At 70.9% G+C, this 26,616-nt stretch carries 15 protein-coding genes; 3 read left to right on the top strand and 12 right to left on the bottom strand.

Going from position 1 to position 26,616, the window contains the following annotated elements; all coding sequences use genetic code 11:
- The 5 genes from AB0M36_RS14670 to AB0M36_RS14650 all read right to left on the bottom strand — a co-directional run bounded on the left by AB0M36_RS14670 (position 1) and on the right by AB0M36_RS14650 (position 9,164).
- A complete protein-coding gene (locus tag AB0M36_RS14670) occupies positions 1–1,038 on the bottom strand; it encodes a Wadjet anti-phage system protein JetD domain-containing protein (RefSeq protein WP_364156917.1) in 1,038 nt (345 codons plus the stop codon).
- Complete coding sequence (locus tag AB0M36_RS14665) at positions 1,035–5,531, bottom strand: hypothetical protein (RefSeq protein WP_364156915.1); 4,497 nt, start codon at positions 5,529–5,531, stop codon at positions 1,035–1,037. Before AB0M36_RS14665 ends, AB0M36_RS14670 begins: the two co-directional genes overlap by 4 nt.
- 12 nt (positions 5,532–5,543) lie before the next feature.
- Positions 5,544–6,341, bottom strand: a complete 798-nt coding sequence (locus tag AB0M36_RS14660) for a hypothetical protein (protein WP_364156912.1) — start codon at positions 6,339–6,341, stop codon at positions 5,544–5,546.
- Positions 6,338–7,810: a hypothetical protein gene (locus tag AB0M36_RS14655; protein WP_364156910.1), complete on the bottom strand. Its 1,473-nt coding sequence runs from the start codon at positions 7,808–7,810 to the stop codon at positions 6,338–6,340. Before AB0M36_RS14655 ends, AB0M36_RS14660 begins: the two co-directional genes overlap by 4 nt.
- Positions 7,811–8,009: 199 nt before the next feature.
- On the bottom strand, positions 8,010–9,164 hold the full coding sequence (locus AB0M36_RS14650; protein ID WP_364156908.1) for an acyl-CoA dehydrogenase family protein: 1,155 nt from the start codon (positions 9,162–9,164) through the stop codon (positions 8,010–8,012).
- A gap of 173 nt (positions 9,165–9,337) precedes the next feature.
- Here AB0M36_RS14650 and AB0M36_RS14645 point away from each other — a divergent pair, with 173 nt between their 5' ends.
- Together AB0M36_RS14645 and AB0M36_RS14640 are read left to right on the top strand one after the other, a co-directional pair.
- Positions 9,338–10,777: a UDP-glucose/GDP-mannose dehydrogenase family protein gene (locus tag AB0M36_RS14645; protein WP_364156905.1), complete on the top strand. Its 1,440-nt coding sequence runs from the start codon at positions 9,338–9,340 to the stop codon at positions 10,775–10,777.
- 136 nt (positions 10,778–10,913) lie between these two features.
- Positions 10,914–16,052 carry a hypothetical protein gene (locus AB0M36_RS14640; protein ID WP_364156902.1) on the top strand — a complete coding sequence of 1,713 codons (5,139 nt, stop codon included), beginning with the start codon at positions 10,914–10,916 and terminating at the stop codon, positions 16,050–16,052.
- Positions 16,053–16,057: 5 nt separating this feature from the next.
- Here AB0M36_RS14640 and purE read toward each other — a convergent pair whose 3' ends face one another.
- The 3 genes from purE to AB0M36_RS14625 all read right to left on the bottom strand — a co-directional run bounded on the left by purE (position 16,058) and on the right by AB0M36_RS14625 (position 19,145).
- Entirely contained in the window at positions 16,058–16,555 is a 498-nt protein-coding gene (gene purE / locus AB0M36_RS14635) for a 5-(carboxyamino)imidazole ribonucleotide mutase (protein WP_364156899.1), read from the bottom strand.
- Positions 16,555–17,742, bottom strand: coding sequence for a 5-(carboxyamino)imidazole ribonucleotide synthase (locus AB0M36_RS14630; protein WP_364156896.1), 1,188 nt, complete (start codon positions 17,740–17,742; stop codon positions 16,555–16,557). Before AB0M36_RS14630 ends, purE begins: the two co-directional genes overlap by 1 nt.
- A 359-nt stretch (positions 17,743–18,101) precedes the next feature.
- Positions 18,102–19,145, bottom strand: coding sequence for a saccharopine dehydrogenase NADP-binding domain-containing protein (locus AB0M36_RS14625; RefSeq protein ID WP_364156894.1), 1,044 nt, complete (start codon positions 19,143–19,145; stop codon positions 18,102–18,104).
- Between the two features lie 105 nt (positions 19,146–19,250).
- Between AB0M36_RS14625 and AB0M36_RS14620 the strand changes: the two genes are divergently transcribed.
- Complete coding sequence (locus AB0M36_RS14620; RefSeq protein WP_364156892.1) at positions 19,251–20,198, top strand: helix-turn-helix domain-containing protein; 948 nt, start codon at positions 19,251–19,253, stop codon at positions 20,196–20,198.
- Between the two features lie 176 nt (positions 20,199–20,374).
- Here the strand turns inward: AB0M36_RS14620 and AB0M36_RS14615 are convergent, their stop codons facing one another.
- From AB0M36_RS14615 to AB0M36_RS14600, 4 genes are all read right to left on the bottom strand, one after another.
- A complete protein-coding gene (locus tag AB0M36_RS14615; RefSeq protein WP_364156889.1) occupies positions 20,375–21,061 on the bottom strand; it encodes an alpha/beta hydrolase-fold protein in 687 nt (228 codons plus the stop codon).
- 544 nt (positions 21,062–21,605) lie between these two features.
- Positions 21,606–23,657, bottom strand: coding sequence for a thioredoxin domain-containing protein (locus tag AB0M36_RS14610; RefSeq protein WP_364156887.1), 2,052 nt, complete (start codon positions 23,655–23,657; stop codon positions 21,606–21,608).
- A gap of 35 nt (positions 23,658–23,692) precedes the next feature.
- Positions 23,693–26,266: a GGDEF domain-containing phosphodiesterase gene (locus AB0M36_RS14605; RefSeq protein ID WP_364157752.1), complete on the bottom strand. Its 2,574-nt coding sequence runs from the start codon at positions 26,264–26,266 to the stop codon at positions 23,693–23,695.
- A gap of 4 nt (positions 26,267–26,270) precedes the next feature.
- Positions 26,271–26,501, bottom strand: a complete 231-nt coding sequence (locus tag AB0M36_RS14600) for a hypothetical protein (RefSeq protein WP_364157749.1) — start codon at positions 26,499–26,501, stop codon at positions 26,271–26,273.
- Positions 26,502–26,616: the final 115 nt, after the last annotated feature.

The following is a 26,616-nucleotide window of genomic DNA, read 5'->3' as shown; positions in this document are numbered from 1 at the left end:
TCAGCGCATGTTGGGAAGCCAGTCGTTCACGGTGTCGACGAGCACCCTCGCTGATACGGCCTCCTGAGGGATGCGAACGCCGCCGCAGAGCAGTCTTTCCACCGCGGCGGCGGAATCGCCCAGCCATCTTGCCAGCGTGCGGGCTCGCTCCGGCTCGACAGGCGTCTGTCCGGGCTGAGAGATGCCCCGCTCCAGTAGCAGGCGGTATAGGCCATCGGCGGGGCGTACCGGCGGAAGGCCCTCGGCGACGGCCAATGAGGCAGCCGACGCGGGGATGCGCAGACCGTCGGCGTCGAGATCACCGAAGTAGGCGATGCCACGCACTTCGGGCATCTCCGAGACGCTGAGTACAGAGGCCTCGAAAGCGGCTCCGGCGCCCCAGGCTATGTACCCGACGGCGCTGGGTGCGGTGGCCAACACCCGCCGCAGGGAGTCGAAGGTGTCCGCGTTCTCGACGACCAGCAGGATCGGACCGGCGCCAAGGCGGCGGACCGGCAACGGCGGCCGTGTCCGAAATGTGCGCAGTAGCGGAAGGGTGAGACGGTCAGGCCCGAACAGAGAGGTCCACAGCAGTGTGTCGAGGCGCTTCTCGTGTCCGAAGAGTTCCAGGGATCGTTCGCGTAGCGGGAGGATGTCAGTGTCGCGTCCTCTGTCGCGGAACCAGGCGTTGACGGCCTGCAGCACGCCTACTTGACCGGCGGTCAACCGCGCGGTGGCGGCCCAGGCCAGTTCCGGTCGCCAGGGCACTGCCCGCGCAAGGACTCCGGCGGACGTGGTCGCGGTCGGCGGCGCCAGGTTCAGCCGGGCCGGCAGCGCTGGCCGCGCCGTACGGTCGAGGTTCCTGGAGGTTGTCACCACGCCGGCGTCGACCAGCGTGGCGATGGCGCTGGCGAGGTCGGCACGGCGGGTTGCCAGAGTGGCCGATGCCGGGTCGGCGCGGGCGAACAGCGGCCACAGCTCCGCGAGGGTGATCGTGCGCCTTTCCCAGGCTTCGAGTTCGGCTGCCAGGCGGGCAGCGCGCGGTGTCAGCGACGTCATTCGGGCCTGCGGTAGACACGCGTGGCGGTGACCGTTCCCGGAGCAGTCCCAGTCGAGGCGGCGTCGTCGGCCGTGAACGGTTCGGGCAGTTGTTTGCGGACGACCTCGGCGACGCGGATATGTTTCAGTCCGGCGCGTAGGTCGGCATCGTTACGCATCCGCACCCATAAGGGGAACGCGGCCAACGCCCGGTCGTCCGACAGGCCGGTCGTGTAGACGAGCTGCACGCCAAGGGCCGCCGCGACACCCTGCTGCAATTCCAGAAGGTATTCAGCGCTGGCTTTGCCGATGGGGTTGTCCAGGAAGAGCACTCCGGAGTGGCGGGCACGTACCTGTCCTCGCTCGTTGGCGCGAAGCGCAGCCATTGTGCAATAGAGCACGATCGCGGCGGTGAGTTCCTGGCCGCCGGAGAACACCTCGTTCATGTTCTCGATGGGTACGCGCTCATCGCGCAGGACCGCGTCGGGCTTGAGGAGGTCGACATGGAAGCCCTTCGGTACGGCTGTCTCGATGCTGCGCAGCAGGAGCGCGACGCCGTCACGTTTCGGTGCGGTGCCTCCGGTCCCGGTGCGGGCGCTGAACGAGGTGGACAGCTCGTCGACTACTTCGCCGATGCGGGCGGCGAGCAGGCTCGGGTCCGGTTCGGTGAAACGGATGCGCAGGAACTCCTTGCCCTCCCATTCGCCGAGCCCAGCCGGCAGCTTCGAGAGCCGGGCGGCGGTGCGCAGGGTCTTGAGTGCGCCGTCGACGAGTGCCGACAGCCGGTCGACGATCAGCTTGCGGTGTCGGCTGGCTGAGTCCAGATCGGAGGTCAAGGTTGCCAGGCGCTGGTCGAGTTGTCCCGCGAACTCGTTCGCGCGGATCGCCAACTGCTCTCGGTCGAGGCCGACGAGTGCCCGTCTGGCGACGTTGTTCATCGTCTCGAACCGGGGTTGGTTGGCCAGGCGTACGGCGATGTCGACGAGCCGGATGACTTCCAGCCCGCTATCGCGCTCCTCCTCCCCCGTGCTGCGCAGCACCTCCTGGATCCTGGCAGTCGATGTACGGGCGTCTTCCGCGGTGCCCGCATAGGGTTCAGGGATACCGGAGCTGTCGGCATCGTGCTGTTCGAGCAGCACGGTCAGCGGGCCCAGGACTTCACGGAAAGCTCGAGCTGCTTCACCCGCCTCGGTAGTCCGGCGAATCAGCTCCGTCGCGTGCGCGACCGCCTCTTCGTGGTGCTGCTGAGCTTCACGTTGGTCGGCGGCGGCCGCGCTCAACAGGGTCCGGCCATGGTCAACGCTCGTCGGGCGACGTTCATCGGTCAGCTGGATCCACACGTTGCGGTTGTCCGAGGGTGTGGCTGCTTTCAGTTCGCTGCCGAGTTCCCCGACCCTGGTGTTCGCGGCGTTGATGGCCGCGTCGTAGCGACCACGTTCTCGCTTTGTCCGGGCAACGGCTGCTTGCCGGCTTGCCGCGTCGCCGCCTTCAGGGGTCGCCAGAAGTTGCGTCCCGCGCGCGACGTCTTCGGCGTCGCGGCCGTTGACATCCGCTCGGACCCGGGCTGCCTCGTTTTCAGCTGCGGTCGCCGCGGCGCGGAGGTCCTGGCCCACTTCCACCGCGGCATACGTGGCGGCGGCCGCCAGGTAGGTGGCTCGGAGCACGGGGATGCTTTCGGCTGGCACCGCTTCGGAATGTCTCCCGGTGGAGGTGACGATGTCGCCCATGTCGGTGCGGTGACGTTCCGCGCGGCCGGATGCGTTCTCCGCGGCCCGGGCGGATTCGGTCGCCAACGCCTGCTGGCGGAGGCGTTCCCGGGCGAGATCCTCCGCGGTTCGTTCGGCGAGCTCTATCGACTCCTCGAGCTCGGGAAGTCTCCTGCGTAACCGTTCAACGGCTTTCACCGACTCTGCCAAGCGGTCGAGTTTCCCCGCCCGGTCGTCGGCGGCGCGTTCAACGTGGCGGAGCTCGGCAAGCTCGGCCTCGATGCGCTGATGTGCGGCGTCCGCTTCTTGCGCGGCCTCACTCGCCACACGGTCGGTTTCGATGGCGGTGGCCAGCGCCTCGTCGAGAGCGTCCATGGCTTCGCGTAGTTCCGCCAGGCGACCGGGCGGGCACGCCCGCGTCCATGCCGTCAACGTCGCTTGGACTGCTCGAAGTTGGCGCAGTGTTTCGGTCTCCGCCTCGATCTCCGCGCCGCGCGTCGCCATGGCCTCCCGGAGTCGCTCACGGCGTAGTTCGGCCGCGTGGGTGTCGAACAGTGCCGGATTTGGCTCGACGACGAATTGGTCGGCCGGGTCCGCCTCGACATGCGGCTCCGGCTCGGCACTGTTCGCCGGATACAGCATCCGGGCGCCGGTCCCGACCGTGACCGCGGCGGCGGGGAGAAGCCGCGCGGCAGTCAGCGCCTTGCGTGCGTCGGGCATCGACCGCGGGTCGACGACGATCACCCCGTCAGCCAGCTCGGGATGGGCCGCGATGACCGTTCCACGTTCGTCGGACGCGACGCTCTCGGCCAGATATCGCCAGCCGGCGTGCGCGCCGACGCCTGCGGCGCGCAGCACGCTCAGGCTGGCCTCGACCTCGGCGCGAGGCGGCAGGAAGCCGCCGTCACCCAGCCCGTCGAGCAACCGCTGATCGTCGTTCTGTGCTGCGCGCACAGTGTCCAAGCGTTCCTCGCGCAGCATCTCCTCGGCCCGCAAACCGGCGGTCAGCGCGTCGATGCTGGCGTCGAGCATGTCGACGTCGACCTCATCGGTGGACAGAGCGACCTGGACGAAATCATCTGCCGTCAACCGCGCGGCTTGATCAAGAACCGCCTGAAGGGCGCGGTCTGCTTCCTGGTGCTCTCCACGAACCTTGCTCAACGCGGCGTGCGCTCGCTTTTCGGCGCTCGCCGTGTTCCGGACAGCGCCTTGCGCATCTTTTAGTCCTTGTTCGAGCTGCTTGAGCTGCCGACCGGTGGACTCGGCCGCTTCCTTAGCTTCAGCTGCGGCCCGCGCCACGTCCTGACCGGCCGTCAACAGGCCGTCCGCAACGGCTGCCTCCGTCTGTGCCCGGGATTCGGTGGTCTTGGCCAGGATCGCGTCTTGCTCGGTCCGCCAGTTCCCGGCGTCGAGCAGCACTCGCGTGCGTTCGTCGTTCAGTTCGTTCGCACGTTGATCGTGCGCCTCCGCCGCCTTGTTGAGGCGGTCGCGTTCCTGACGCTCGGCAGCCGCTTCGGCGTTCAGCTTGCTCAGCAGAGCACCGGCGGCGCGGTCTCGCTTCTCAAGCGCCGGCCTCGCCTCTCGTTCGGCCTCCGTGATCTGCTGCGCCAGCTGCTCGGACTCCTGCTCCGCCCTGGTCTTGCGTTCTAGCAGCTCGGCAAGTGCCCAGCCGCGCAGGTCGGCATCGGCGGTATCCCGGCCAACCGTCGCTGCCATCTGTTCGGTCTCAGCCTGGGCATGCTCCAGTACGAGCGTCTGGCGACGGATCTCATTGACGACGTCGCGTGCCCGGTCACGATCGGCTTCACGCGCGTTTGCGGTTTTCGTCGCCTCCTCCGCCAGTACACGCAGCCGCTGCGTTGCTGCGGTCTCGGCCGCCTCGCGTGCCCGGATCCGGCGCAGCAACATGACACCCTGGGACTCGGCCGCTTCCCGAGCAGCCCGGGCCGCGCTGTGCCGCTCGTGGGCGGCGGCCACCGGTCTGAGCGCCGAGACCGCGCCTTCGGCGAAGTCGCGCTCCAGCAGCATCGCCTGACGGTCACCGACTGTTCGGGCATAGCTGTCGAAGTTCTCAGCGACGCTGACCGCGTCCTCGGAGTCGAGAACGATCTTTAGGAGCCACTCCACGAATTCTCTGCTGGACTTGAATTTGAACGCGCTCGCGGCATCCCCCTCGTCTGCGTTCATCCGCCGCTGGATACCGAACATGTCCGGTTCGATGCCGGTCTTGCGCAGGTGATCCGCCCAGGCTCCGACCTCCGGGCCGATCCAGGTCAACTGCGTGACCGGTGCCGCGCGGTCGATCTCCTGAAGTGCCTCACGGAAGCCCTCCAGTCGCAGTTTGCGGCCATCGGCGGTGAACGGCAGCTCATCCATCTCCGCGCCCTGGTGGGGACGCAGCGACCACCAATGCTCTGCCAGCCGGTCGGCTGCCACACCGCCGCGCCGTCGCTGAAGCACCTTGCCGGTGATGACACGGTCGCCGGTACGCACATGCATCCATTCCAGGACGATGTGCGCGGCGTCATCGCCGATGACGAACTTCTCCATCACCGCCGCCGAACCACCGACAGCGTTGCGTTTCCCCGGCAGGACGACCGAGAACAGCAACTTGAGCAGCACACTCTTGCCGCCGCCGTTCTCCAGGAGCAGAAGGCTGTACGGACTCGGGCGCCGGGTAGGGGCGTCGAACAGGTTGCCCTGATTTCCGACGATCTTCCCGACCCCGGACAGGTCGAGGGTGACGTCGGTGTAGCGCGCGCCGCGCGGGCCCACTCCGAACAACCGGACGCGGTTGAGTTCGTACATGCCTGCCCTTCTCTACAGCTCGGTCAACGACTCGGCCGTCCAGCCAACCGTGATAGTGGCGCTGCCGTCGCTGATCTCGGTGATGCCGAGACGAAGCAGTTCGTCGAACATGACCACCCCAGCCTCCCGGACGTGGACCCGGTAACGCGGGGTGGTTCGGAAGGTGCCACGGCGGTCGTTGCCGGTGCGTACGAGAAGCCCTTGGTCGGCGAGAAACGTCAGCGCCTTACCGACGATTCCGGTGGTGCTGCTGGCCAGAGCACGCCCGTCGCCAGTGCTGCCGGTCCGGGCACGGCGGGTGTAGACGTGCCAGGCACTCTCCAGCCCAGGCTGGTCCACGGCGGTGTCACCCTCGTCGGAATCGGCTGCCTTTTCGGCCAGCCGGCTGGCCGCCTCGCGCACGAACGCATCCACCCCGTCGACCGAGATGCGCCCCAGGTACGTCTCGTTGGCCAGGTCGGCCGGCCGGGGAAAGGCAAGGGTCGCCGCTCCCAGATGCGCCAAGGCGTGCAGAACCCGTTCTGAGGCCTTTCCCTCGCCACCGGTCCGCCGTGCGTAGTCGGTCATCTTGACGGCGAACACGCTGTCCTCGACCGACCCGACCACGATGCCACTGCGTTCGCTGATCTCCAGCACGACGAGATCGAGCCCCGAGGCCACGGCCTGTACCGCTGCGATGAACTCGTCATCCGTGCGGGCGCGCAGCACCAGACTGCGATACACATCGTCGCGAGCGGGCACCAGCTTGGGACGCAGTCCGTAGCCGATGAGGCGGGCGGCGTCGGCGGTGACCTGGGCTGTCGTGGTCACGCGGCTTCGGCCTCTTGGTAGGAATCGGCGGAAGCGGGCTCGATAGCGGCCCGAGCCACGATGAGATCCGCACCGCCGTACTCGGGATCACGCAACGGAATGCCGTCATCGACGGCGATGAACACGCTGGGCGCACCGTGCCGCATCGCCGGGTTGATTTCCTGCGCGGCGAGCGCCACGACCCTGACGACGACGAGCCCGGCAAGCTCCGGATGCAGGCCACGCGCCTCATCCAGCAGCCCGGACAGTCGTCGGGGTGCTTCGACGTCCAAGTCGAGCAGGTCGTCGAGTAGCTCGTAGCACTCCGGAGGGAAGGCCGGCTCCTCCTCCATCTCGTCGAGGTCGGGTTCCTCGATCTCACCGCCGAGCAGCTCACGCTCGGCCACAGGGGTCACCAGTGCGAGAAACAAGTCGATCAGCCGCAATGCCGGCGGCACTGTCACTCCGGCACCTCGTCCGAAATACGCGGCAAGAACGTCATCGGCCTGCACCACCGGGAGGGACAGCGCCGGCACGAGGAGTTGAGCATGCAGGTCCAGCGATGCCGCGACACTGCCCGGGGCGAACGTCTGCCGATCTTGTTGAGCACGGAAGCGCCGGCCCGCACCCTGCAATGCCGCCTGCAACTGCTCGTGGCGGCGCAGACAATCCCGGACGACCTCGACGAGCCGCGCGGCCTGGAGTTTGCGGGTCGGGATGTCGGCGGTGTCGCGCACCTGAGTGATGTTGACGAGGATGGCGTTCTCCGCCTTGTAGCGAGCCTCTATGTGTTCGACCGCCTCGGCGATGAACTGCGGCATCTCGTGCAACCAGTCCACGGTACGGACGTCGCGCTCGGTCGCTTCAAGGCGCTGGCGCAGCTTCTCGCCGTACTGGATGGTGCGATAGCGGGCGGCCTGGGCAGCGGCTTGAGCGTCCGAGAGCCGGCCCCGTTTGATGAGCGTCTCCAGGCGCAGGTCCGCGGCAATCTGCGCGGACTCGATGTCTATCTCCAACGCGCCGACAAGGACGTTCACCGCCTCGTTCGTGGCACGGAGAAAGATGCCACCGTCCGGCCCGGACACCTCCTCGATCAGCTTGAAATCAAACGCGTAACGGCTATAGCTGCCGTCGCCCGCGGTCATGCCGTAGACCGCGCGAAAGCCCCGGTCGGCCGAGCCGACGTTCAGCAGATTCTCCAGCACCCACCGCGCCACCCGGGAGTGCTCGGCGTCATCGCGTCCGGGCATCTGCCGGGCCGCGAAGGCAGCCAGGTCGGTCAGGATCCGCTCGGGAGGAGCTCCGGCGTCAAAGTCCATCGCCAAGGTGACCAAGTCGATGGCGTTGAGCGCCAGCTCACTCATCTGGTAGGCGGCGAAGTCCGCCGACTGAACCTGCGCCTTGCGGCTGTCCAGGTCGTGCAAAGGCGCGGTGCAGGCCAGCGCCTTGACCCGCTGGGCGAACCCGACATCACTCCCTGTTTGCGGCACAGCCCGGACAGTAGTGCGTGGGTGCGACAGAGAACATAGCTCGATGTCCGTCGTCACGAAAGAATGCCTGACAGGGCAGGCGGCAGGGTTCTGTTCCCTGGGCGCGGAGGTCGACGTGTCCTTCAACGGGCACCCGTAGCGAGCAGAACGGGGCTGACTACGGAAGTCAACCCCGCTCTGAACTGCGAAACTTGCCTTGTCAGCCCTTCAGGAGCTGCCGTGCCATGACGATGCGCTGCACCTGGTTCGTGCCCTCGTAGATCTGGGTGATCTTGGCGTCGCGCATCATGCGCTCGACCGGGTAGTCGCGGGTGTAGCCGTAGCCGCCGAGGATCTGCACCGCGTCCGTGGTGATCTCCATGGCCGCGTCCGAGGCGAAGCACTTCGCCGCGGCGCCGAAGTAGGTCAGGTCCGCGTCGCCGCGCTCGCTCTTGCCCGCCGCGACGTAGGTCAGCTGGCGGGCGGCCTCGAGCTTCATGCCCATGTCGGCGAGCATGAACTGCAGGCCCTGGAAGTCGGCGATCGGCTTGCCGAACTGGCGGCGCTCCTTGGCGTAGCCGAGGGCGAAGTCGAGGGCGCCCTGGGCGATGCCGATGGCCTGGGCGGCGATCGTCACGCGGGTGTGGTCGAGGGTCTTCATCGCCGTGGCGAAGCCGGTGCCCTCGGCGCCGATCATGCGGTCCAGCGGGATGCGGACGTTGTCGAAGTAGACCTCTCGGGTGGGGCTGCCCTTGATGCCCAGTTTCTTCTCCGGCGCGCCGAAGCTGACGCCTTCGTCCGACTTCTCCACCACGAAGGCCGAGATGCCACGGGAGCGGGCCGTCGGGTCGGTGACCGCGAAGACCGTGTAGTACTCGGACACGCCCGCGTTGGTGATCCAGCGCTTGACGCCGTTGAGGACCCAGTAGTCGCCCTCGCGGACCGCCCGGGTGGTCATCGACGCCGCGTCGCTGCCGGCCTCCGGCTCCGAGAGGCAGTACGAGAACATCGCCTCGCCCGCGGCGACCGGGGTCAGGTACTTGCGCTTGAGCTCCTCCGAGGCCGACAGAAGCAGCGGCATCGTGCCGAGCTTGTTGACGGCCGGGATCAGCGACGAGCTGGCGCAGGCGCGGGCCACTTCCTCGATGACGATGGCCGTGGCCAGGGCGTCAGCGCCGGCGCCGCCGTACTCGGTGGGGATGTGCGGCGCGTGGAAGTCCGACGAGCGCAGGGCGTCGTAGGACGCCTTCGGGAACTCTCCGCTCTCGTCCGCTTCGGCCGCGTTCGGGGCCACCCGCGCGTCGCAGACGTCGCGAACCGCCGCACGGATGGTCTCGTGGTCCTCCGGCAGCTGATAGACGTCGAAATCAGACATGTGCTGTGGCTCCTTCTCTGCGGCTCCCGGCCTCATGTTACCGACGCGTAGGTTACGCGAACTATTGTCGCCCGGAACGGTCGTCGGATGGAAATTGCGCGACGACATGAGAAGGTGTGTGCCACGTCCGGCGTCAGCCCCCACCCCGGCGCCCCGTGTTAGGAGTTCGCAGCGTGACCATCCCGTACCCGAACAACCAGACCGTGCCCGCGTTTCCCGAGGTCACGGCGCCTTCTGGCGCCTCAAGGCCGCGGGTGGCGTTCCTCGGCACGGGCTATCTCGGCGCGACCTACGCGATCTGTTTCGCCGAGCTGGGCTACGAGGTCCTGGGCTTCGACGTCGACGAGGCGAAGATCGCCAAGCTGACCGCCGGCCAGGTTCCCTTCCACGAGCCCGGCCTCGACGAGCTGCTGCGTACCAATCTGGCATCGGGACGGCTACGGTTCACGACCTCCTACGAAACGGTCGCGGACTTCGCCGACGTGCACTTCATCTGCGTGGGCACGCCGCAGCGCGCGGACGGCATGGGTGCCGACCTCGCCTACGTCGAGGCGTCCGTGACGAACCTCTCCCGGCACCTGAAGCGTCGCGCCCTGATCGTGGGCAAGTCGACGGTTCCGGTCGGCACGGCCGAATGGGTCGAGCAGTTGGTCGCCAAGCACACCGACCCGGAGCTGGGCGTCGAGGTGGCGTGGTCGCCGGAGTTCCTGCAGGAGGGGTTCGCGGTCGAGGACGTGCTGCGGCCCAACCGCCTCGTGGTCGGCGTGAAGTCCGACTGGGCCAACGGCATGCTGTACGCCGTACACAAGGGCGTTTTCGACCTGGCCGCCACCGAGGACCGCGAGGTGCCGCTGGTGGTGACCGATTTCGCCACGGCGGAGCTGGTGAAGGTGGCGGCGAACGCGTTCCTGGCCACCAAGATCAGTTTCATCAACGCGATGGCCGAGGTGTGCGAGGTCGCCGGCGGTGACGTGACCCAGCTGGCCAAGGCGATCGGCTACGACCCGCGCATCGGCAACCGCTTCCTGCAGGCCGGCGTCGGCTTCGGCGGCGGCTGCCTGCCCAAGGACATCCGGGCGTTCCAGGCCCGGGCGCAGGAGCTCGGCGCGGGCGAGGCGCTGCGCTTCCTGCACGAGGTCGACCTGATCAACCAGCGGCGGCGCACCAAGGTGCTCACCCTCGCCGCCGAACTGCTCGGCCGCCGGCCCGGCCCGGCCGGCCCGGACCTGTCCGGGGCCCGGATCGCCGTCCTCGGCGCGTCCTTCAAACCCAATTCCGACGACGTACGCGACGCGCCCGCCCTCGCCGTCGCGGCGGCCCTGGCCAACGCCGGCGCGGACGTTCACGTGTACGACCCGCAGGGCATGGAGCGGGCGCGCATGGTGCAGCCCGGGCTCGTGTACGAGACCTCCATGTCCGAGGCGGTCACCGGCGCCGAGCTGGTGTGCGTGCTCACCGAGTGGGCGGAGTTCCGCCACGCGGACCCGAACACGCTCGGCGACCTTGTCGCCGGCAAGCGGGTCATCGACGGCCGGAACTGCCTGGACCCGGCGCTGTGGGCGCGGGCCGGCTGGCAGTACCGCGGCATGGGTCGACCCACGCCCGCCCTCTAGAAGAGTGACCGTTTCGCCTCCACGGCCGCGAACCTGCCGGGTTCGCGGCCGTTTCCATTGATCTCGACCCGCTTGGGACTGTTCTAATGAGGTGTCGGAAGGGCATGCTTCGGGTGGGGCGGGTCTAGGAGGTGCCGTGGCGCAGGCTGAAGAGCCGGACAGCTACGACGATGAGCTGGCCCGCATCGACGCGTCGATCGCGGAACTGAAGATCCGCGACATGGCCGCGGCCAAGGAACGCACGACCATCGCCGGCAAGATCCAGGCGGCGCAGTTCCAGCGGGACATCCTCGCGCACGCCAACCAGCAGCGGAAGCGCGCCGCGGCGGCGAAGACCGCCCGCCGGGTGCGGCGGCGCCCCGCCGAGGGGTCCGCGCCCGCCGAGAACCGCCCGTCGTGGTCGCCGCCGGGCACGCCGCACACCGGTCCGCCCGGGCGGGCCACCGACGGCGTGACCATGCTGGTGGACGAGCCGCCGCCGACCGAGGAACCCGCGCCCCCGCCGCCGCGCCGCCGGGTCGCGCCCCCGCCGGAGCATCCGCCGCCGCACCCGCCCGAGACGTCCTCGCAGTCGGTGCAGAACATCCTGCTCGGCCTCAGCGCCCTGGTGCTCGGCGTCGCGGCGGTGGTGTTCGCCGGCGCGACCAGCAATGCGATCGGGCGCGCCTTCATCCTCGCCATCGCCACCGGCGTCGCCCTGGCCGCCGCGCCGATGATCTCCCGCCGGGGCCTGACCTCCACCGGTGAGACCCTGGCCGCGGTCGGCCTGGTCCTGCTGCCGATGAGCCTGTACGCCCTGCACGGCAGCCCCGCGCTCGGCGGCACCTCCGTCCCGCCCCCGGTGTTCCTCGGCGTCGCGCTGCTGATCACGACAGCGGCGGCCTTCGCGTACGCCGGTGCCACGCGGCTGGCCGCGCCGCGTTACGCCACCGTGGTGGCCGTGCAGCCGGTGCCGCCGCTGCTCGCGTACCCGGTGATCGAGAGCCCGGCCGGCTGGGCGGTCGCGCTGACCGTCACGGCCGTGATCGACCTGCTGCTGCTCACCACCGTGATCCGCAGCGGCCGGCTGGTGCCGCGCTGGCCCATCGGGCGCCCGGTGGCCGCCGACCGCGAGTCGCTGGCCGCGGCGGACGCCCGCGACCTCGGCGCCCGCGATTTCGAGACCCGGCTGGATCCGGCCGATCCGGGTTCCTACGATGCCGCGGTGCTCGCCGCCGGCGCCGACCCGGCCGCCGCCGACGCCGGGTACGGCACTCCGGACCGTCCCGAGTCGCGCCCCGAGGAACCCGATCTGATCATCGGCGGGCTCACCGGCCGTCGGCGCCGCCGCTGGCTGCCGACCCGGATCTTTCCCGGCTCACGCCCCGCGGGCGCGCCAGCGGCGGGCTCAGTGCCCCTCGCGCCGCCCGCGACTCCGCCGTCCGCGGGATGGCTTCGGCAGCTGACGTTCGGCCTGCTGTGCCTCGCCGCGGCCGGCGCTCTCCTGTACGCGGGCGCCGGGCTGATCGGCGCGGACGCGGTTGCTGACGCCGTACGCTCCGGATTGATCTTGATCTTCGCCGCGGTCATCGTGTCGGCGGCGGCCCGGCTGGTCGACCAGATCCCGGCCAGCAACATCGCCGGGGCGGTGCTGACGCTCGCTGTCATCGCGGCCTGCGCGCGCATCGCCGACGTGGCGTCGCCGGCCTGGACCCTCGCCGCGGCGGCGGCCGCCGTCGCGGCCACCGGTGCGGCCGTCCGCATGCTCCCCGACGAGGTGCGCCGCGGCCCGCAGTACGCGTCGGCCGGCGCACTCACCCTGATCGGACTGTTCGTGGCCGTCGACGCCCTCCGCGCCGCGCTGGCACCGGTCCAGGCCGCGCGGCCGGTCTGGGACGCGGACACGGCCGCGTACGCGAACCGGATCGCCGACGCCGCCGGCGAGTCGGGCTGGCTGCTCGCGCTGAGCGCCCTGCTGGCGACCATCGCCGCCGCGCTCGCCCTGCCGGCGGAATACCGCCGCGAGGGCGCCGTCACCGGGGTCGCCCTGACCGCCCTGTCCGTGCCCGCGTCGCTCGGTCTGCCCTGGTCGGAGGCCCCCTGGCCGCTGGTGGTCGCCGCGATCGGGATCGGCGCCGCCGGTCTGCTGGCGCCGACCCGCCGGGTCGCCATCGCGCACATCGCCGGCGCCGGGGTGGTCGGAATGTTCGGCGCCGGCGCCGCTCTGAGCGCCTCGTGGCTCACCGCCGCCGTCCTGACCGCGCTGGCCGGCGCCGGCGTGATGGTCGCGGTCGCGGCCCGCCAGATGCCCGTACGCCTGTACGCGTGGCTGGTCGGCGACTGGGCCTCCGGTGCGGCCGCCCTCGCGATCCCGGGTGCCGTGGTTACCGGGGTCCTCGCCGTCCACGACCGTGGCGGCGGCCCCCCGCCCAACGAGGCCGTCACGGTGCCGGCGCTCGCGCTGGGCTTCCTCGCCGTGGCCGGGACGCTCACCTACGCGGCGGTGTTCCAGGTCGCGCGCCGCGAGGTCAGCCTTCCGATGACCGCCGGGGCGGGCCTCGGCGCGGTCGCCCTGGCGCTGGCCGCGCTGTTCTCCCCCGGCGCCACCGCGGCCGACATCTGGGTCGGCGCGCTCCTGCTCGTCGCCGCCTGCCTGCTCTTCTTCGCCAAGTCGCTGGACAACGGCCGCCGCGCCGACCGGATGCTCGACGGCCCCGACATCGCCGCCGCCGCGGCGACCGTGGCGGTCTGCGGCGCCCTCGCGCGGGTCGCGGCCCTCGCCTTCCCGCACGCGCCGCTGGCCGTCGGCGCCGTCGTGGTCCTGATCGTCGCCTTCGGGGTGCACGCCCTCCCGGACGACTGGCGCCGCGGGCCGGTCCGCGGCGTAGGCCTGGCCGGCCTGGTCGTCGGCGCGATCGCCGGCTGGCAGGCGCTGGCCGACGGCCTGCGGATCATCGCCGCGCCCGGCCCGATCTGGTCCTCCGACGTCAGCGGCTACCCCGCGAGTGCCGAGCCCGGCGCCTGGCAGTCGCCGGTGGCCCTGGTGATCATCGCGATCGCCGCGACCGCCGCACTGCCCCGCCCCGCCAGGTACGACGTCAGCGCCGTGACCGTCGCGCTGGCCACTATCGGCGCGCCGGCGGCCTTCGGCCTGCCCTGGTGGTCACCGCTGCTGATCGGCGGCGCCGTCGCCGTCGGGTACGGGATCGCGTCGGTGGCCGCCACCGACCCCCGGGCCGCGCTGAGCCGCGTCGGCGTCGCCGCCGTGGTGGCCCTGCACGCGGCCGGCGCCGGCCTGATCCGGCCCTGGTCGACGGCCCTCGCCCTCGGCCTCATCGTGCTCACCGGCACCGTGGTGGCCTGGCTGTCCCGCGCCGACCTCACCCCGGCCGCCCGGCGCCGCTGGGCCGAACGCGCCGAAGTCGACGAGGTCGTGGCCTACACACTCGACGACACCGGCATGCCGAGGCACCGCGCCCAGATCGGCGGCGCGGCCACCATGGGCGCACTGCTCGCGGCCCCCGGCGTGCTGGCGGCGATCGCCGCCGACCAGCACCGCTCGGCGCAGGTGGTGCTGACCGCCGCCCTGGCCGGGTCCAGCCTGATGCTCTCGCTGCTGGCGGTCGCCGGCCGCTGGGTGCCGCAGTACCTGCCGTGGGCGACGATCGGCCTGGTCGGCGGCGCCACCATCACCGCCGTCGCCTCCGTGCCGAGCGACTACCCCACGGCCCTGTACGCGGCCGCCGCCGCGCTGCTCGGCGTCGTCGCGGAGCTGCTGCGCGGCTCGGTGCCGGCACCGGGGCTGACCCTGGCCCCGCCGCACACCTGGCGGGAACAGCGCCTCGCGCGCCCACGCCGGGCCGGCCTGCGCCCGAGCGGCCTGCGCGGCCGCTGGCTCGTCGGCCCGGCCACCGGCGCGGTGATCGTCGCGGCGCTGCCCACGGTCCTCGCCCTGTTCTCGATCGCACCGGCCCTGCGCGCGGCACTGCTCGACCCGATGCGGCAACTCAGCGCGATCTGGCAGGGCCCGGTGACGGCACTCACCGATCCGGCGCAGGGCAGCGTCGACGGCACCAGCGTGCTCGCCACCGTGCTGCTGACGGTGGCCGCCGCGCTCGCCGCCCTCGGCTTCGGAGGCAAGCCGGCCGAGGCCGTACCGGTGATCCTTCCGGGCCTGGCGATCACCCTGCTGATCGCGCCCATCGCGCTGAACGCCCCCTGGCCGGGGTCGACCGCGGCGGCGCTGGTGGTCTTCACGATCGTCATGCTCGGCCTGGCCCTGACCCCGCCGCCGGTCGCGACCCATGCCGCGCTGCTGCGCTCGACCCGCAACCTCGTCTTCGTCATCGGCCTGATCGCCGGCGGCGCCGGCCTCGCCGGCAGCCTGGCGACCCGGCAGCTGACGCTGTTCACCCTGGGCTGCGCCATCGGCGTCGGCCTGATCGCCGCGGTGGCCGGCCGGAGCCGTCACGCCCGGGTGCTGGGCTGGCTGTTCGCCGCCGGCATGGGCCAGTTCTTCGTCCTCGCCGTGGCCCTCGTCGCCGGCCTCACCCACGAATGGGCGGCCTTCGGCGTCCTGGCGGTCGGCGCGGCCCTGCTGATCCTCGAGGCCGCTCTCCCCCGGCTCGGCCTGCCCGAATACCGCCTCGAAGCGGCCACCGTGGAATGGAGCGGGTACGCCTCGGCCCTGCTCGCGGGGGCGCTCGCCTTCGACTCCCCGTCCCACCTGGCGGCCCTCCTCGCCGCCTGGGGCGCGGTCCTCGGCCTCGCCGCGACCCGCCCGGGCCGCACACCCCAGCAGCGCCGCAACCTGTTCTGGCTGGCGGTGGGCTTCGAGATCATCGGCATCTGGCTGTTCGTGGCCCTCGCCGACGTGGCCCTCCCGGAGGCCTACACCCTGCCGTTCGCCGCGCTGGCGCTGCTGGTCGGCATCCTGGAGGCCCGCCAGCGGCCGGAGCTGAGCAGCTGGGCCGCGTACGGGCCGGCCCTGCTCGCGGCCTTCGTCCCGACCACCGGCCTGGTGATCGCCACGGACGCGGGCGACCTGCGCGAAATGCTGCTCCTGCTCGGCGCCGTGGCAACCCTCATCGTCGGCTCCCGCCTCCAGCAACAGGCCCCGGTGGTCATCGGCGCGACGGCGACGGCGATCGCGACCCTGCACTTCGCGACAACGCTGGTCGGGCCGTGGCTGGTGCTGGTGCCGGTCGGCGTAGTGCTGCTCTTCCTGGGAGCGACCAACGAGAACCGGCGACGAACCCAGGAACGGCTGCGGGGAGCACTCGTCCGGATGCGCTGACGAGGCTAGCCCAGAAGTTTGGCCCGCAACGCCGCGTCCTTCTCCGCGACAACCTGCTCAAGATTCGTCTGGAAGTCCCGCATCTTCTTCAGCAGCCCCGGATCGGAGGCCGCCAGAATGCGCACCGCCAGCAGCCCGGCGTTCCGAGCGCCGCCGATCGACACCGTGGCAACCGGCACGCCGGCCGGCATCTGCACGATCGACAGCAGCGAATCCATCCCGTCGAGGTACTTGAGCGGCACCGGCACCCCGATCACCGGCAGCGGCGTCAGGGCCGCGACCATCCCCGGCAGATGCGCCGCGCCGCCCGCGCCGGTGATGATGACCTTCAGCCCACGATCGGCGGCCGACGTCGCGTAGTCGACCATCTTCTGCACCGTACGGTGCGCCGACACCACGCCGACCTCGAACGGCACCTCGAACTCGGCCAGCGCCAGCGCCGCCGCCTCCATCGTGGACCAGTCCGAATCACTACCCATGATCACGCCGACGCTGGGTGCCATCACTCGCCCTTCTCCAACCACCGGGCGGCCCGAACAGCCCTGGCGCGAACCGATGTCATGTCGTCACCGAGCACGGTGACGTGCCCGATCTTGCGTCCGGGACGCACCTGCTTGCCGTACAGATGAACCCGCACCCCGGGATCCGCGGCAAACAGATGATGCAGCCGCTCGTCCAGCGTCATCCCCCCGGGCGCCCCACCGAGCACGTTCGCCATGACCACGGCGGGAGCGGTCAGCGACGTCTCACCCATCGGATAATCGAGCACGGCCCGCAGATGCTGCTCGAACTGCGAGGTCCGAGCCCCCTCAATGGTCCAATGCCCCGAATTGTGCGGCCGCATGGCAAGCTCGTTGACGACGATCCCGTCCGCCGTCTCGAACAACTCGACGGCGAGCAACCCGACAACCCCGAGCGCATGGGCAAGATCGATCGCCAGCTGCTGGGCCGCGACAGCAAGCTTTTCGGGAAGCTCCGGAGCGGGCGCGAGCACCTCGACACAGATCCCGTCCCGCTGCACGGTCTCCACCACGGGATAGGCGGCAACCTGCCCGAACGGAGACCGAGCGACAAGAGCGGCAATCTCCCGCCGAAGAGGCACCCGCTCCTCGACGATCAGATCCACCCCGGTAGCGACAAGCTCCTCGGCGGCCGCGAGGTCAGCGAGCATCCACACGCCACGACCGTCGTAACCACCACGCACAGCCTTGGCGACAACGGGCCACCCCCCGCTCCGTGAACCTCCGGCCACAGCGACTCCGCCGGCGCTCACCTCGGCAGCGAAGTCGGCGATGTCACCAGCGGTCGACACGGGCCGCCACCGCGGCACAGGCGCCCCAAGCTCCGACAACCGCTCCCGCATCCGGCGCTTGTCCTGAGCGAAGACGATCGCCTCCGCACCCGGATAGATCTTCACGCCCTCGGCAGCCAGCGCGGCAATATGCCCGGTCGGCACATGCTCATGATCAAACGTAACGGCGTCGCACCCCTTGGCGAACTCCCGCAGCGCCGATAGGTCGGTATGCGTCCCACCCCGCACATCGGCAGCAACGAGGGCGGCACTGTCGTCGGGAGCTTCGGAAAGCACCCGCAACGACTGCCCGAGGGCGATCGCGGCCTGGTGGGTCATCCGGGCCAACTGCCCGCCGCCCACCATGCCGACAACGGGAAGACCGGTTCGAGTATCCATCGCTGACCAAGCCTAACGACCGCGGCTCCGGGCCGCGGAGGGGGCTGCTGGTCAGTCAAGACCTAGTTCATTGGATACGCCCACCGTGGCCGACAGAAGCAGCACCGACCGACCCCGCCTCCGGCGGCTACCGCACCCGGCACCGTCGACCTCCAGGCCGTCCGCCCCCGCCGGCTACGAGATCCGGACCGACCGCCACCCAGGCTGTCCTCCCCCGCCCGGCGACGGCGTCCGGACCGCCACCCAGGGACGGCGTCCGGACCGCCACCCCAGGCTGTCTTCCTCCGCCGGCGACGGGCCCACCCCCCGCCGGTCCGCCGGCCCAGGCCGTCGCCCCACGATCCCGGGCCGCTCGCTGGTCAGATGCGAGTTTCCGCTGGGGCGTACAGCGTCAGGTGTGCGGACAGGGCGTCAAGGAAGTCGGGGGAGTCGAAGACCGCGCCGGCGGAGACGACGCCGGTCGCCCGGATCCGGCCGGTGAGGATGCGGTCGACGGCTTCCACCGCGAGCAGCGCGCTGATGGCGTAGATGTCCTGACCGGCGGCGGCCACGCGGCGTTCCGTGTCACCGGAACGGACGAGGGCGTCGACGACAAACGTCTGTGCGGAGCGGCCGCGCTCGTCGACCGCGGTCGGTGCCGTGGGATCAGGGGAAAGGAGGTCCGAGGCCGCCTTGGCGGTCATGTAGGTGCGGACCTCCGGCACGGCGAGGTGGCTGGGGATGGTGACGACGTCGGCCATGGTGAACTCGCCGATGACGCTCTGCGGGCCGAGCGGGGCTGGGAAGGACCACTCCAGGGTCGGCAGCGCGTCGTCGTGGTACCGCAGTTGTCCGCCGGTGAAGCGGACCCGGCGGCCACCGCGCCGCTGCGCCGAGACCACGCCAGAGGCGAGCGTGCCGCCGGTCGGATGCCAGTTACTCAGGCCGTAGGCGACACGCACCTCGTCTGCGGCCGTCCAGTCGCCCATCGCGGTGGTGACCAGCAGGTCGCCGAGGCCGCCGTAGAAGGCCATCGCTGGGACCACCACGGTGCCGGCGGCGCGGGCGGGTTCGGCGAAGTGCGCGAACGTGTCGACGTTCGCCTCGATCTCAGCCGCCACATCGACATACGGGATGCCGGCGCGCAGTGCCGCCTTGACCACCGCGCCGGTGGTCGAGGCGAACGGCCCGGCGGTGTTGATCACCGCGTACGCGCCGTTCAGCGCCCGGTCGAGCGAGGCCGGATCGTCGACCGACGCCTGCCGTGCCTCGACGTTCGGGTGGTCCCGCACCAGCGCCCGCAGCTTGTCCCGGTCGCGACCGAGTAACAACGGGAGGTATCCCCGCTTCCGCAGTTCGGCGACCACGAACCGCCCGGTGTGCCCATAAGCGCCGTAGACCGCGACGTTTCCCACCGTTGCCATGTCCCGCTCTCCCTGTGGCTTGAATTGATCAGCTGCTGGAAAGCCTGGCCGCGTCGACCGATCCCCGCCAGTGTCCGGAACGACATGACCCGTACAATTTCCGACATGGCTGCCGTCTCACGTTCCGTCGCCGTCGCGGCCACCGACGGGATGCTGCACTTCGAGCTGGCCCTGGCCTACGAGGTCCTCGGCTCGGCCCCCGACGCCGTGCGAAGCCCTTGGTACGACGTGAGCGTGTGCGGCACGCGGCCCGTGCGGGTCGGCAGGTTCCTGCTGGAGCCGGACTACGGGCTCGACCGGCTGGCCCGCGCGGGCACGGTGATCGTCCCCGCCCTGGCGGACGTCACCGAGGACCCGCCGACCGCCCTCGTCGAGGCGGTGCGCGCTGCCCACGAGGCGGGCGCGCGGATCGTCTCCCTGTGCACGGGCGTGTTCGTCCTCGCCGCCGCCGGCCTGCTGGACGGGCTGCGAGCGACAACGCACTGGGCACACACCGAGCAACTGGCCGCGCGCTATCCCCGGGTGACGGTCGACCCGGATGTGCTCTACGTCGACAACGGCAGCGTGCTCACCTCCGCGGGCAAAGCCGCGGCGATGGACCTGTGCCTGCACCTGATCCGCCGTGACTACGGCTCGGCGATCGCCAACATCGCCGCCCGCCGCCTGGTCGTGCCGCCGCACCGGGCCGGCGGCCAGGCCCAGTTCGTCACCACACCGGTGCCCGCCCAGGACGACCACCCACTGGCCGACCTGCTCCCATGGGTGATGCTGCGGCTGGACCAGCCACTCACCGTAGAGGACCTGGCCCACCAGGCGAACATGAGCTCGCGCCACCTGACCCGCCACTTCCGCGCGATCACCGGTACCACCCCGCTGCAGTGGCTGCTGACCCAGCGGATCCGCCGCGCCCAGGAGATGCTGGAAACCACTGACCACAGCGTCGACACCATCGCCGCGGCCGCCGGGATGGGCACGGCGACAACCCTGCGCCGCCACTTCCACCGCACGGTCGGCGTGCCACCGGACAGCTACCGCCAGACGTTCCGGGCGTGAGGCCGCGGTTCTCGCTCTGACCGGACCCGCCTCGGCCGGGTGCGAGGCGTTGATGCCGTGCGGCCCATTCTCGATGACGACCGTCAATAGCCGACGGGTCGACAGCTTTCCGGACCAACTCGGGCTCGGCCGCACAGTGCAGCGCTACAACTATGCGCGGAGTCACCGTCCCCACCTCAGGTCGCAAGTGCGCTGCTGATGGCTCGGACCTGATCCGGTGCGGCGTACGTCCAGAACCGGTGGTCGTGACATCCGGTCGCGATCCGCACAACACCGGGGTCGGGCAGCCGGTCTCGAAATGCCCGTACGGCCGGGGCGAACGGATCAGCCGCTCCAATGGCGATCCGCACCGACAACCCAGCGAACCGGTCGGCGCGGGCAGTCACGTCGTAGCGTGCCCACTCGTCGCTCGAGTCGTACGCGCCCGGGTTGACGTTGTGGGCGTCAGCGTACGAATGGAAGATCGCGGGTGATGTCGCGACGATCAGCCGGAACTCTTCGCGGTAGGTCAACCCGCAGAGCAACGCCCCGTAGCCACCCATCGACCAGCCGGCCACCGCAACCCGGTCGGTGCGTAAACCCCGGGATGCGAGCATCGGCAGAAACTCGTCAACGAGCATGCCGAGCGGATCGTCGCTGGCATGCGGGTGCCAGTAGCCGTTACCGCCGTCGGGTGCCGCGAGTGCGAACGGTGCGGCGCCGTCGCGCACGGCCCCGGCGATGAACTGCGGGTAATCCCCAGCCCCGATGGCGGCCCTGGCGTCGCCGCCGTACCCGTGCAGGGCCAGGCAGACCGGCAGGTCGGCGCCGTCGGCGTACCCGGGCGGGTAGGAGATGACGAAGCCCACCTCGCGGCGGCGCACCGCCGACCGGAAGCTGCCGACGACCGGCGGCTGCGCGTCACCACGCAGCCGGTCTGGCGGAAGTCCATCCGGGAACAGCCTTTACAGCAGCTCGATTCGCGACATCGGGGCGCGACGAACAGCCGCGATCCGCGCGGCCGACGGCCCGCGTTCGGTCCGTCACCGAAGGCGCTGTGGCCTACTCGCCAGGCTCAGGTTTGTAGTCGCTCACCGGGCCTCGGCGAGCCCGGCCCGCCAGCCCATCCGCCACCAAGCCCCGCTGATCCGCCCGCCGCCCGCCGCCGAACTCAACTCAGACCGACAGCACGGCACGCCACCACGCCCGCCCGACCAACCGACCGCCCGCCGCCGAGCCCAGGCCTGGCCCGGCCAGCACACCGACCACCAAGCCCCGCTGATCCGCCCGCCACCGAGCTCAGCTCAGACCGACAGCACGGCACGCCACCGCGCCCCACCGACCGCCCGACCGACCGACCCACCGCCCGACGCCCCATCGTTTCCGTCACCTGGGCGAGCTTGAGCCCAATGCTTCGGCGGCTTTGGATTAGCTTGTCAGGCGCGCCTCCAGTTCTGCGGGGGTTGTCGCCGGACGATCGCAGACGAAGCCTCGGCACACATAGGCGCTCGAACGGCCGTCGATGAGAGGGCGTTGCGCGAGGAGTGGAACGCCCGGCTTGTCCGGTGGGCCCGCGACGATCACCGTTCCGGGCGGAGCGTGGCGGTACGCCGTGGCAAGGAGGGGGTCGTTGGGGTTGTCCGTGGCGATGGCGATCTCGTAGGGGCCGGCCAACACCGCCTCGGCCACCGTGGCTGAGTAGCCGGCGAAGCGGGGGTGGCTGCCGATCAGGGGTCCGACCGTCTCGAGCGCCGCGTCGGCCGCCTCGCGGTAGCGGGTGTCGCCCGTCAACGCCGCGTATGCCACGAGGCCCGCGCAGATGGCCGCGAGGCCCGACGGGGTGGCGTTGTCCGTGGGGTCGGCCGGGCGGGTCACCAGGCGTTCCGCGTCGTCGGCCGTGTCGTAGAAGCCGCCCTGGCCGGTGCCGAAGTGGGCCAGCGCCACGTCGAGAATCTGGCCGGCGGCGGTGAGCCAACGGCCGTCGCCGGTGAGCTGGTGCACCGCGCAGAATGCCTCCGCGACAGCGCCGTAGTCCTCGAGCACACCGACCGGGTCTCCGACGGTGCCGTCGCGGGAAACGCGGCGTAGGCGACCGTCCACGATGTGCCGGTCGGCCAGCACCTCGGCGATGCCCACTGCCGCCGCGCGGGAGGCGGGCGAGTCGAGGAGCGCGGCATGCTCGACCAGTGCCGTGATCGCGAGGCCGTTCCACGAGGCCACGACCTTGTCGTCCCGGGCCGGTTGGGGCCGCTCGGCCCGTGCGGCAAGGAGCCGGCCGCGCACGTTCCGCCAACGAGCCACGGTCTGCGCGGCAACGCTGTCGGCCTCACGACCAGCGTCGGCTTTCAAGCCTGGGCGGGCGGGTGCCTCGCTCAGGTCGTCGAGGTCGCGGGCCAGGATCAGGACGCTGCTGCCGTGCTCGAACGTGCCCTCGGCGGTGACGCGGAAGAGGTCGGCGGCCCAGGCCCCGTCCTCCTCGCCGAGCGCGGCGGTCAGCTGCGCGGGCGTCCACGCATATGTCAGCCCCTCGGCGCCCTCGGTGTCCGCGTCCAGCGCCGAGGCCAGGCCACCGGTGGGCGTGGCGAGGTCTCGCAGCAGGAACTCGGCGGTCTCGTCGGCGATGCGGCGGGCGAGCGGGTCGCCCGTCAGCCGCCACAGCTGGGTGTAGACGCGGAGCAGGAGCGCGTTGTCATACAGCATCTTCTCGAAGTGCGGCACGGTCCACGTGGTGTCGACGGCGTAGCGGGCGAACCCTCCCGCGAGCTGGTCGTAGATGCCGCCGCGCGCCATCCGCTCGGCCGTGTGGCGCACGATCTCCAGGCCCTCGGCGGCACCGGTGCGCTGGTGGCGGCGCAGCAGGAACAGCAGGTTCATGTGCGGTGGGAACTTGGGGGCGCCGCCAAATCCGCCATAGGTCTGGTCGTGGTCCTTGGCGAGGTGGAGCGCCGCGGCGTCGAGCAGAGAGGCCGAGATCGGGGTGGTGGGACCGCCGACCAGCTGAGCGCCGCCGACGGCCTCGACCACCGCGGCGCCCTGCTCGACGATGTCGTCGCGCTGGTCGCGCCACACGGTGGCCACCGAGTCGAGCAGGCGGGCGAAGTTGGCCTTGGGGTAGTAGGTGCCGCAGAAGAACGGCTCGCCCTCCGGCGTGGCGAACACGGTCATCGGCCAGCCGCCCTGCCCGGTCATGGCCTGTGTCGCGGTCATGTAGACGGCGTCGACGTCGGGCCGCTCCTCACGGTCCACCTTGATCGCCACGAACGCGGCGTTGACCTGGCGGGCGATGCTCTCGTCCTCGAAGGACTCGTGCGCCATCACATGGCACCAGTGGCAGGCGGCGTAGCCGACGGAGATGAGCACCGGCACGTCACGCCGGCGCGCCTCCTCGAACGCCTCGTCCGACCAGGGCCACCAGTCGACGGGGTTGCCGGCGTGCTGGAGCAGGTATGGCGAGGTCGCGGTCGCTAGACGGTTGGCCATGGTTCCAACCTAGTCCGGGCGTACGCGGGAGAACCTTACGAAGCGCCGTCGGCTCGCAGCGGCACGATCTTGGCGGGCGCGGCGTCCGCCAGGTGGATCAGCGCCGGCACGATCTTGTCGACGGGCAGCGGGCGGCTGAAGTGGTAGCCCTGCGCCGCCGTACATCCGAGGGCGAGCAGGGCCGCACGCTGCTCGGCGGTCTCCACGCCCTCGGCGACGACCCGCGCACCCAGGCGGGCACCCAGCTCCACCGCTCCGCGGACGACGGCCGCGGCGGCGGGCGAATCCGTCATCTCGGTGACGAAGGAGCGGTCCACCTTGAGTTCGTCGACCTGGACCCGGGTGACGAAGGCGAGCGAGGAGAAGCCGGTGCCGAAGTCGTCGACGGAGATCTGCACCTGCATCTCCCGCAGCGCGGCCAGCACCTCGTCCACGACACCCTGGTCGTTGACCGCGACCGACTCGGTGATCTCGAGAACCAGTCGCGCCGGTGCCAGCCGGTGCCGGCGCAGGGCGTCGGCCACCTGCGCCGGGAAGGTCGCGTCGAGCAGGCTGCGGGCCGAGATGTTGACGGAGACGGGTACGTCGACGCCCGCCGCCGTCCACGCCGAGGCGGCCTCGAGGGCCCGGTCGAGGACATAGCGCGTGAACGGCGCCAACAGCTCGCCGAGTTCGACGATCTCGACGAAGAGGGCGGGCGTCAGCAGGCCGCGACGCGGATGGTTCCAGCGGATCAGCGCTTCCACCCCGGTGGGCGCACCGGTGTCGAGGTCGACCTCGGGCTGCAGCACCAAGATGAGCTGGTCCTCCGCGGTGAGCGCCTCGTGCAGCTCGGCGGGCAGGGCCAGATGGTCGGTGCTACTGGCATCGCGGGCACTGTCGTACGCGGCGACGCCCACGTGCAGCTCCTTCGCCTGCTCCAGCGCGATGCCCGCCCGGCGGATCAGCTCACTGACATCGGCGTGGCCGGCTCGCTCCACCACAACACCGACGGCAACCTCGACGACCAGCCGCACTCCCCCGATCTCGGTGGGCCGTCCGAGGCTCTCGACGATCTCCCGGGCCCGGCGCACGGCCTGCGGCAGTGGACTGGGCGCCTCATGCAGGGGCGTCGCGGAGTCGGTGAGGGTGGCGACCGTGGGCAACAGCACGGCGAACTCGTCGTCACCGAGCCGCGCCACGAGCTCCCGTTCGCGGGCGAGGTCGGTCAGGCGGGCTGCGACCGTACGCAAAACGTCGTCGCCGGCCCGATGACCGAGCGTGCCGTTGATCTCCCGGAAGTTGTTGAGGTCGAGCAGCAGAACCGCGACGGCCTGGTCGCGGTGCAGCGACCGGAGCAGCGTCTCGCCGTCGGTGAGCAACGCGAGGCGGTTGGCGAGACCGGTCAGTTGATCGTGGGCACCGTCGTGCGCGACCCGGGCGTCGAGCAGAGCGAGCCGCTCATGCGCCGCCGCATCATGCAGCGAGCCGGCAAGCACGTCGGCGTAGGCGGAAACAGCCAGCTCGTCACGGGCGGCCGGCATGGTCGGCTGGGCCAGCCAGACGGTGATCTCGCCAACCTCCGTGTCCCCGACGGCCATGGTCCGCGTGATGACCGGCCCGGGGGCCGCACCGGGCGCCGAGACGGGTAGGGCATCGCCGACATACCGCCGCCGGTGGCCGCGCCCGGAATCGATCTCCACGAGCGGAGGCCGCACGGCCTCCGACGAATGCGGCGGCGAATGGGTCGCATCGGACGCGAGCGGCAGCGAGACCTCGATCTCGACGCGCCGGGCACCGAAGACGTCCAGCGCACCCCGCAGCCCGGCGGCGGCGACCACGGCCTCCGTCGGACCACCGAGCGTACGGGTGGCTCGCGCGAACGCCTCCCACACCCGCCGCTCCTCTTCCGCGCGAAGGTGATAGCGATACGTCCGCTGCAGCAGCCACAGCACGGGCGGGAACGCGACGAGCCACAAAGGCTCATTCACCAGGGCATACAGCGCGGAAAGTCCGACCAGGACATTGCCGACGAACATCGGCAGCTTGGCGTGCAGCGCCCGCGCGGCGATCTGGGCCAGCGTGGCATCCCGATGCACCGACAGCGTCAACAGGGCAAGACCGAGGGTGATGGCAAGGTAGGTCGCGGCGCCGGCTATCAACCCGATTTGGGTACGGGTGCTGCCCACCGACGCGCCAGGACCGATGATCGCGTACGCGACCGAGATCGCGCCGCACGTCCCCAGGGCGAGGGAGGCCGCGAGATGAAGCACGTCGGCGATCGCTCGATGGCCGTTGAGCCAGGTGATGAGCAACCAAGCCGCGGCGGCCCCGACGAGGGTGGCGGCGGGCAGCCATCCGGGCGGTGCCAGCGCGAACCCGAGCACGAAGGCGGTCTCGCCCCAGGAAACGCTGACGGTTCCACGCCCGACCCGCACCCGCAGTTGGGCCAGCTGGGCGAGAGCGACGAGAAGCAGGGCGACCGCGACGCCGGCCGCCGGCGAAGGCGTCAAGGCATGGGGCGGCTCCCACGGAAGCACCACCGCGACAGCAGCGAGAATCACCGCGGCGCCAACCACAAGACCCGTCAGCACACGTACGCCGACAGCACGCCGAACAACCGAGGAAATGCCGTCACCGGCGTCCCGGCGGACCGAGGGGGAAGCGGCCGAGGGTGAGGTCATGCCACCACCCGCCCGATCCGGACCCCGGAAGCGTTCGGCGTCCGCACGCCCCCTCGCCTCGCGTGCCCATGGCGCGACGCGGCATTTCCAGTTCCCGCGGTTCCGGTTCCGGCGGATTCACCTGCCGCAGATCCGCTCCCCGCAGCTCCACTCGCCGCAGGTCCACTTGCCGCAGGTCCACCGGCGGCTCCACTTCCGGCGGCTCCACTCGCCGCAGGTCCACTTGCCGCAGGTCCACCGGCGGCTCCACTTCCGGCGGCTCCACTCGCCGCAGGTCCACTTGCCGCAGGTCCACC

Origin of the sequence: Actinoplanes sp. NPDC051346 (assembly GCF_040682215.1) — a bacterium.
Taxonomy (GTDB): domain Bacteria; phylum Actinomycetota; class Actinomycetes; order Mycobacteriales; family Micromonosporaceae; genus Actinoplanes.
Note: the sequence above shows the minus strand (reverse complement) of the source record. Positions and strands in the feature narration are given on the sequence as shown.

Coding starts and splice junctions, on each gene's coding strand:
- AB0M36_RS14610 (WP_364156887.1), bottom strand. CDS start 23,657: ATGGCCAACCGTCTAGCGACCGCGACCTCGCCATACCTGCTCCAGCAC.
- AB0M36_RS14630 (WP_364156896.1), bottom strand. CDS start 17,742: ATGGATACTCGAACCGGTCTTCCCGTTGTCGGCATGGTGGGCGGCGGG.
- AB0M36_RS14670 (WP_364156917.1), bottom strand. CDS start 1,038: ATGACGTCGCTGACACCGCGCGCTGCCCGCCTGGCAGCCGAACTCGAA.
- purE (WP_364156899.1), bottom strand. CDS start 16,555: ATGGCACCCAGCGTCGGCGTGATCATGGGTAGTGATTCGGACTGGTCC.
- AB0M36_RS14665 (WP_364156915.1), bottom strand. CDS start 5,531: ATGTACGAACTCAACCGCGTCCGGTTGTTCGGAGTGGGCCCGCGCGGC.
- AB0M36_RS14650 (WP_364156908.1), bottom strand. CDS start 9,164: ATGTCTGATTTCGACGTCTATCAGCTGCCGGAGGACCACGAGACCATC.
- AB0M36_RS14625 (WP_364156894.1), bottom strand. CDS start 19,145: ATGGCAACGGTGGGAAACGTCGCGGTCTACGGCGCTTATGGGCACACC.
- AB0M36_RS14620 (WP_364156892.1), top strand. CDS start 19,251: ATGGCTGCCGTCTCACGTTCCGTCGCCGTCGCGGCCACCGACGGGATG.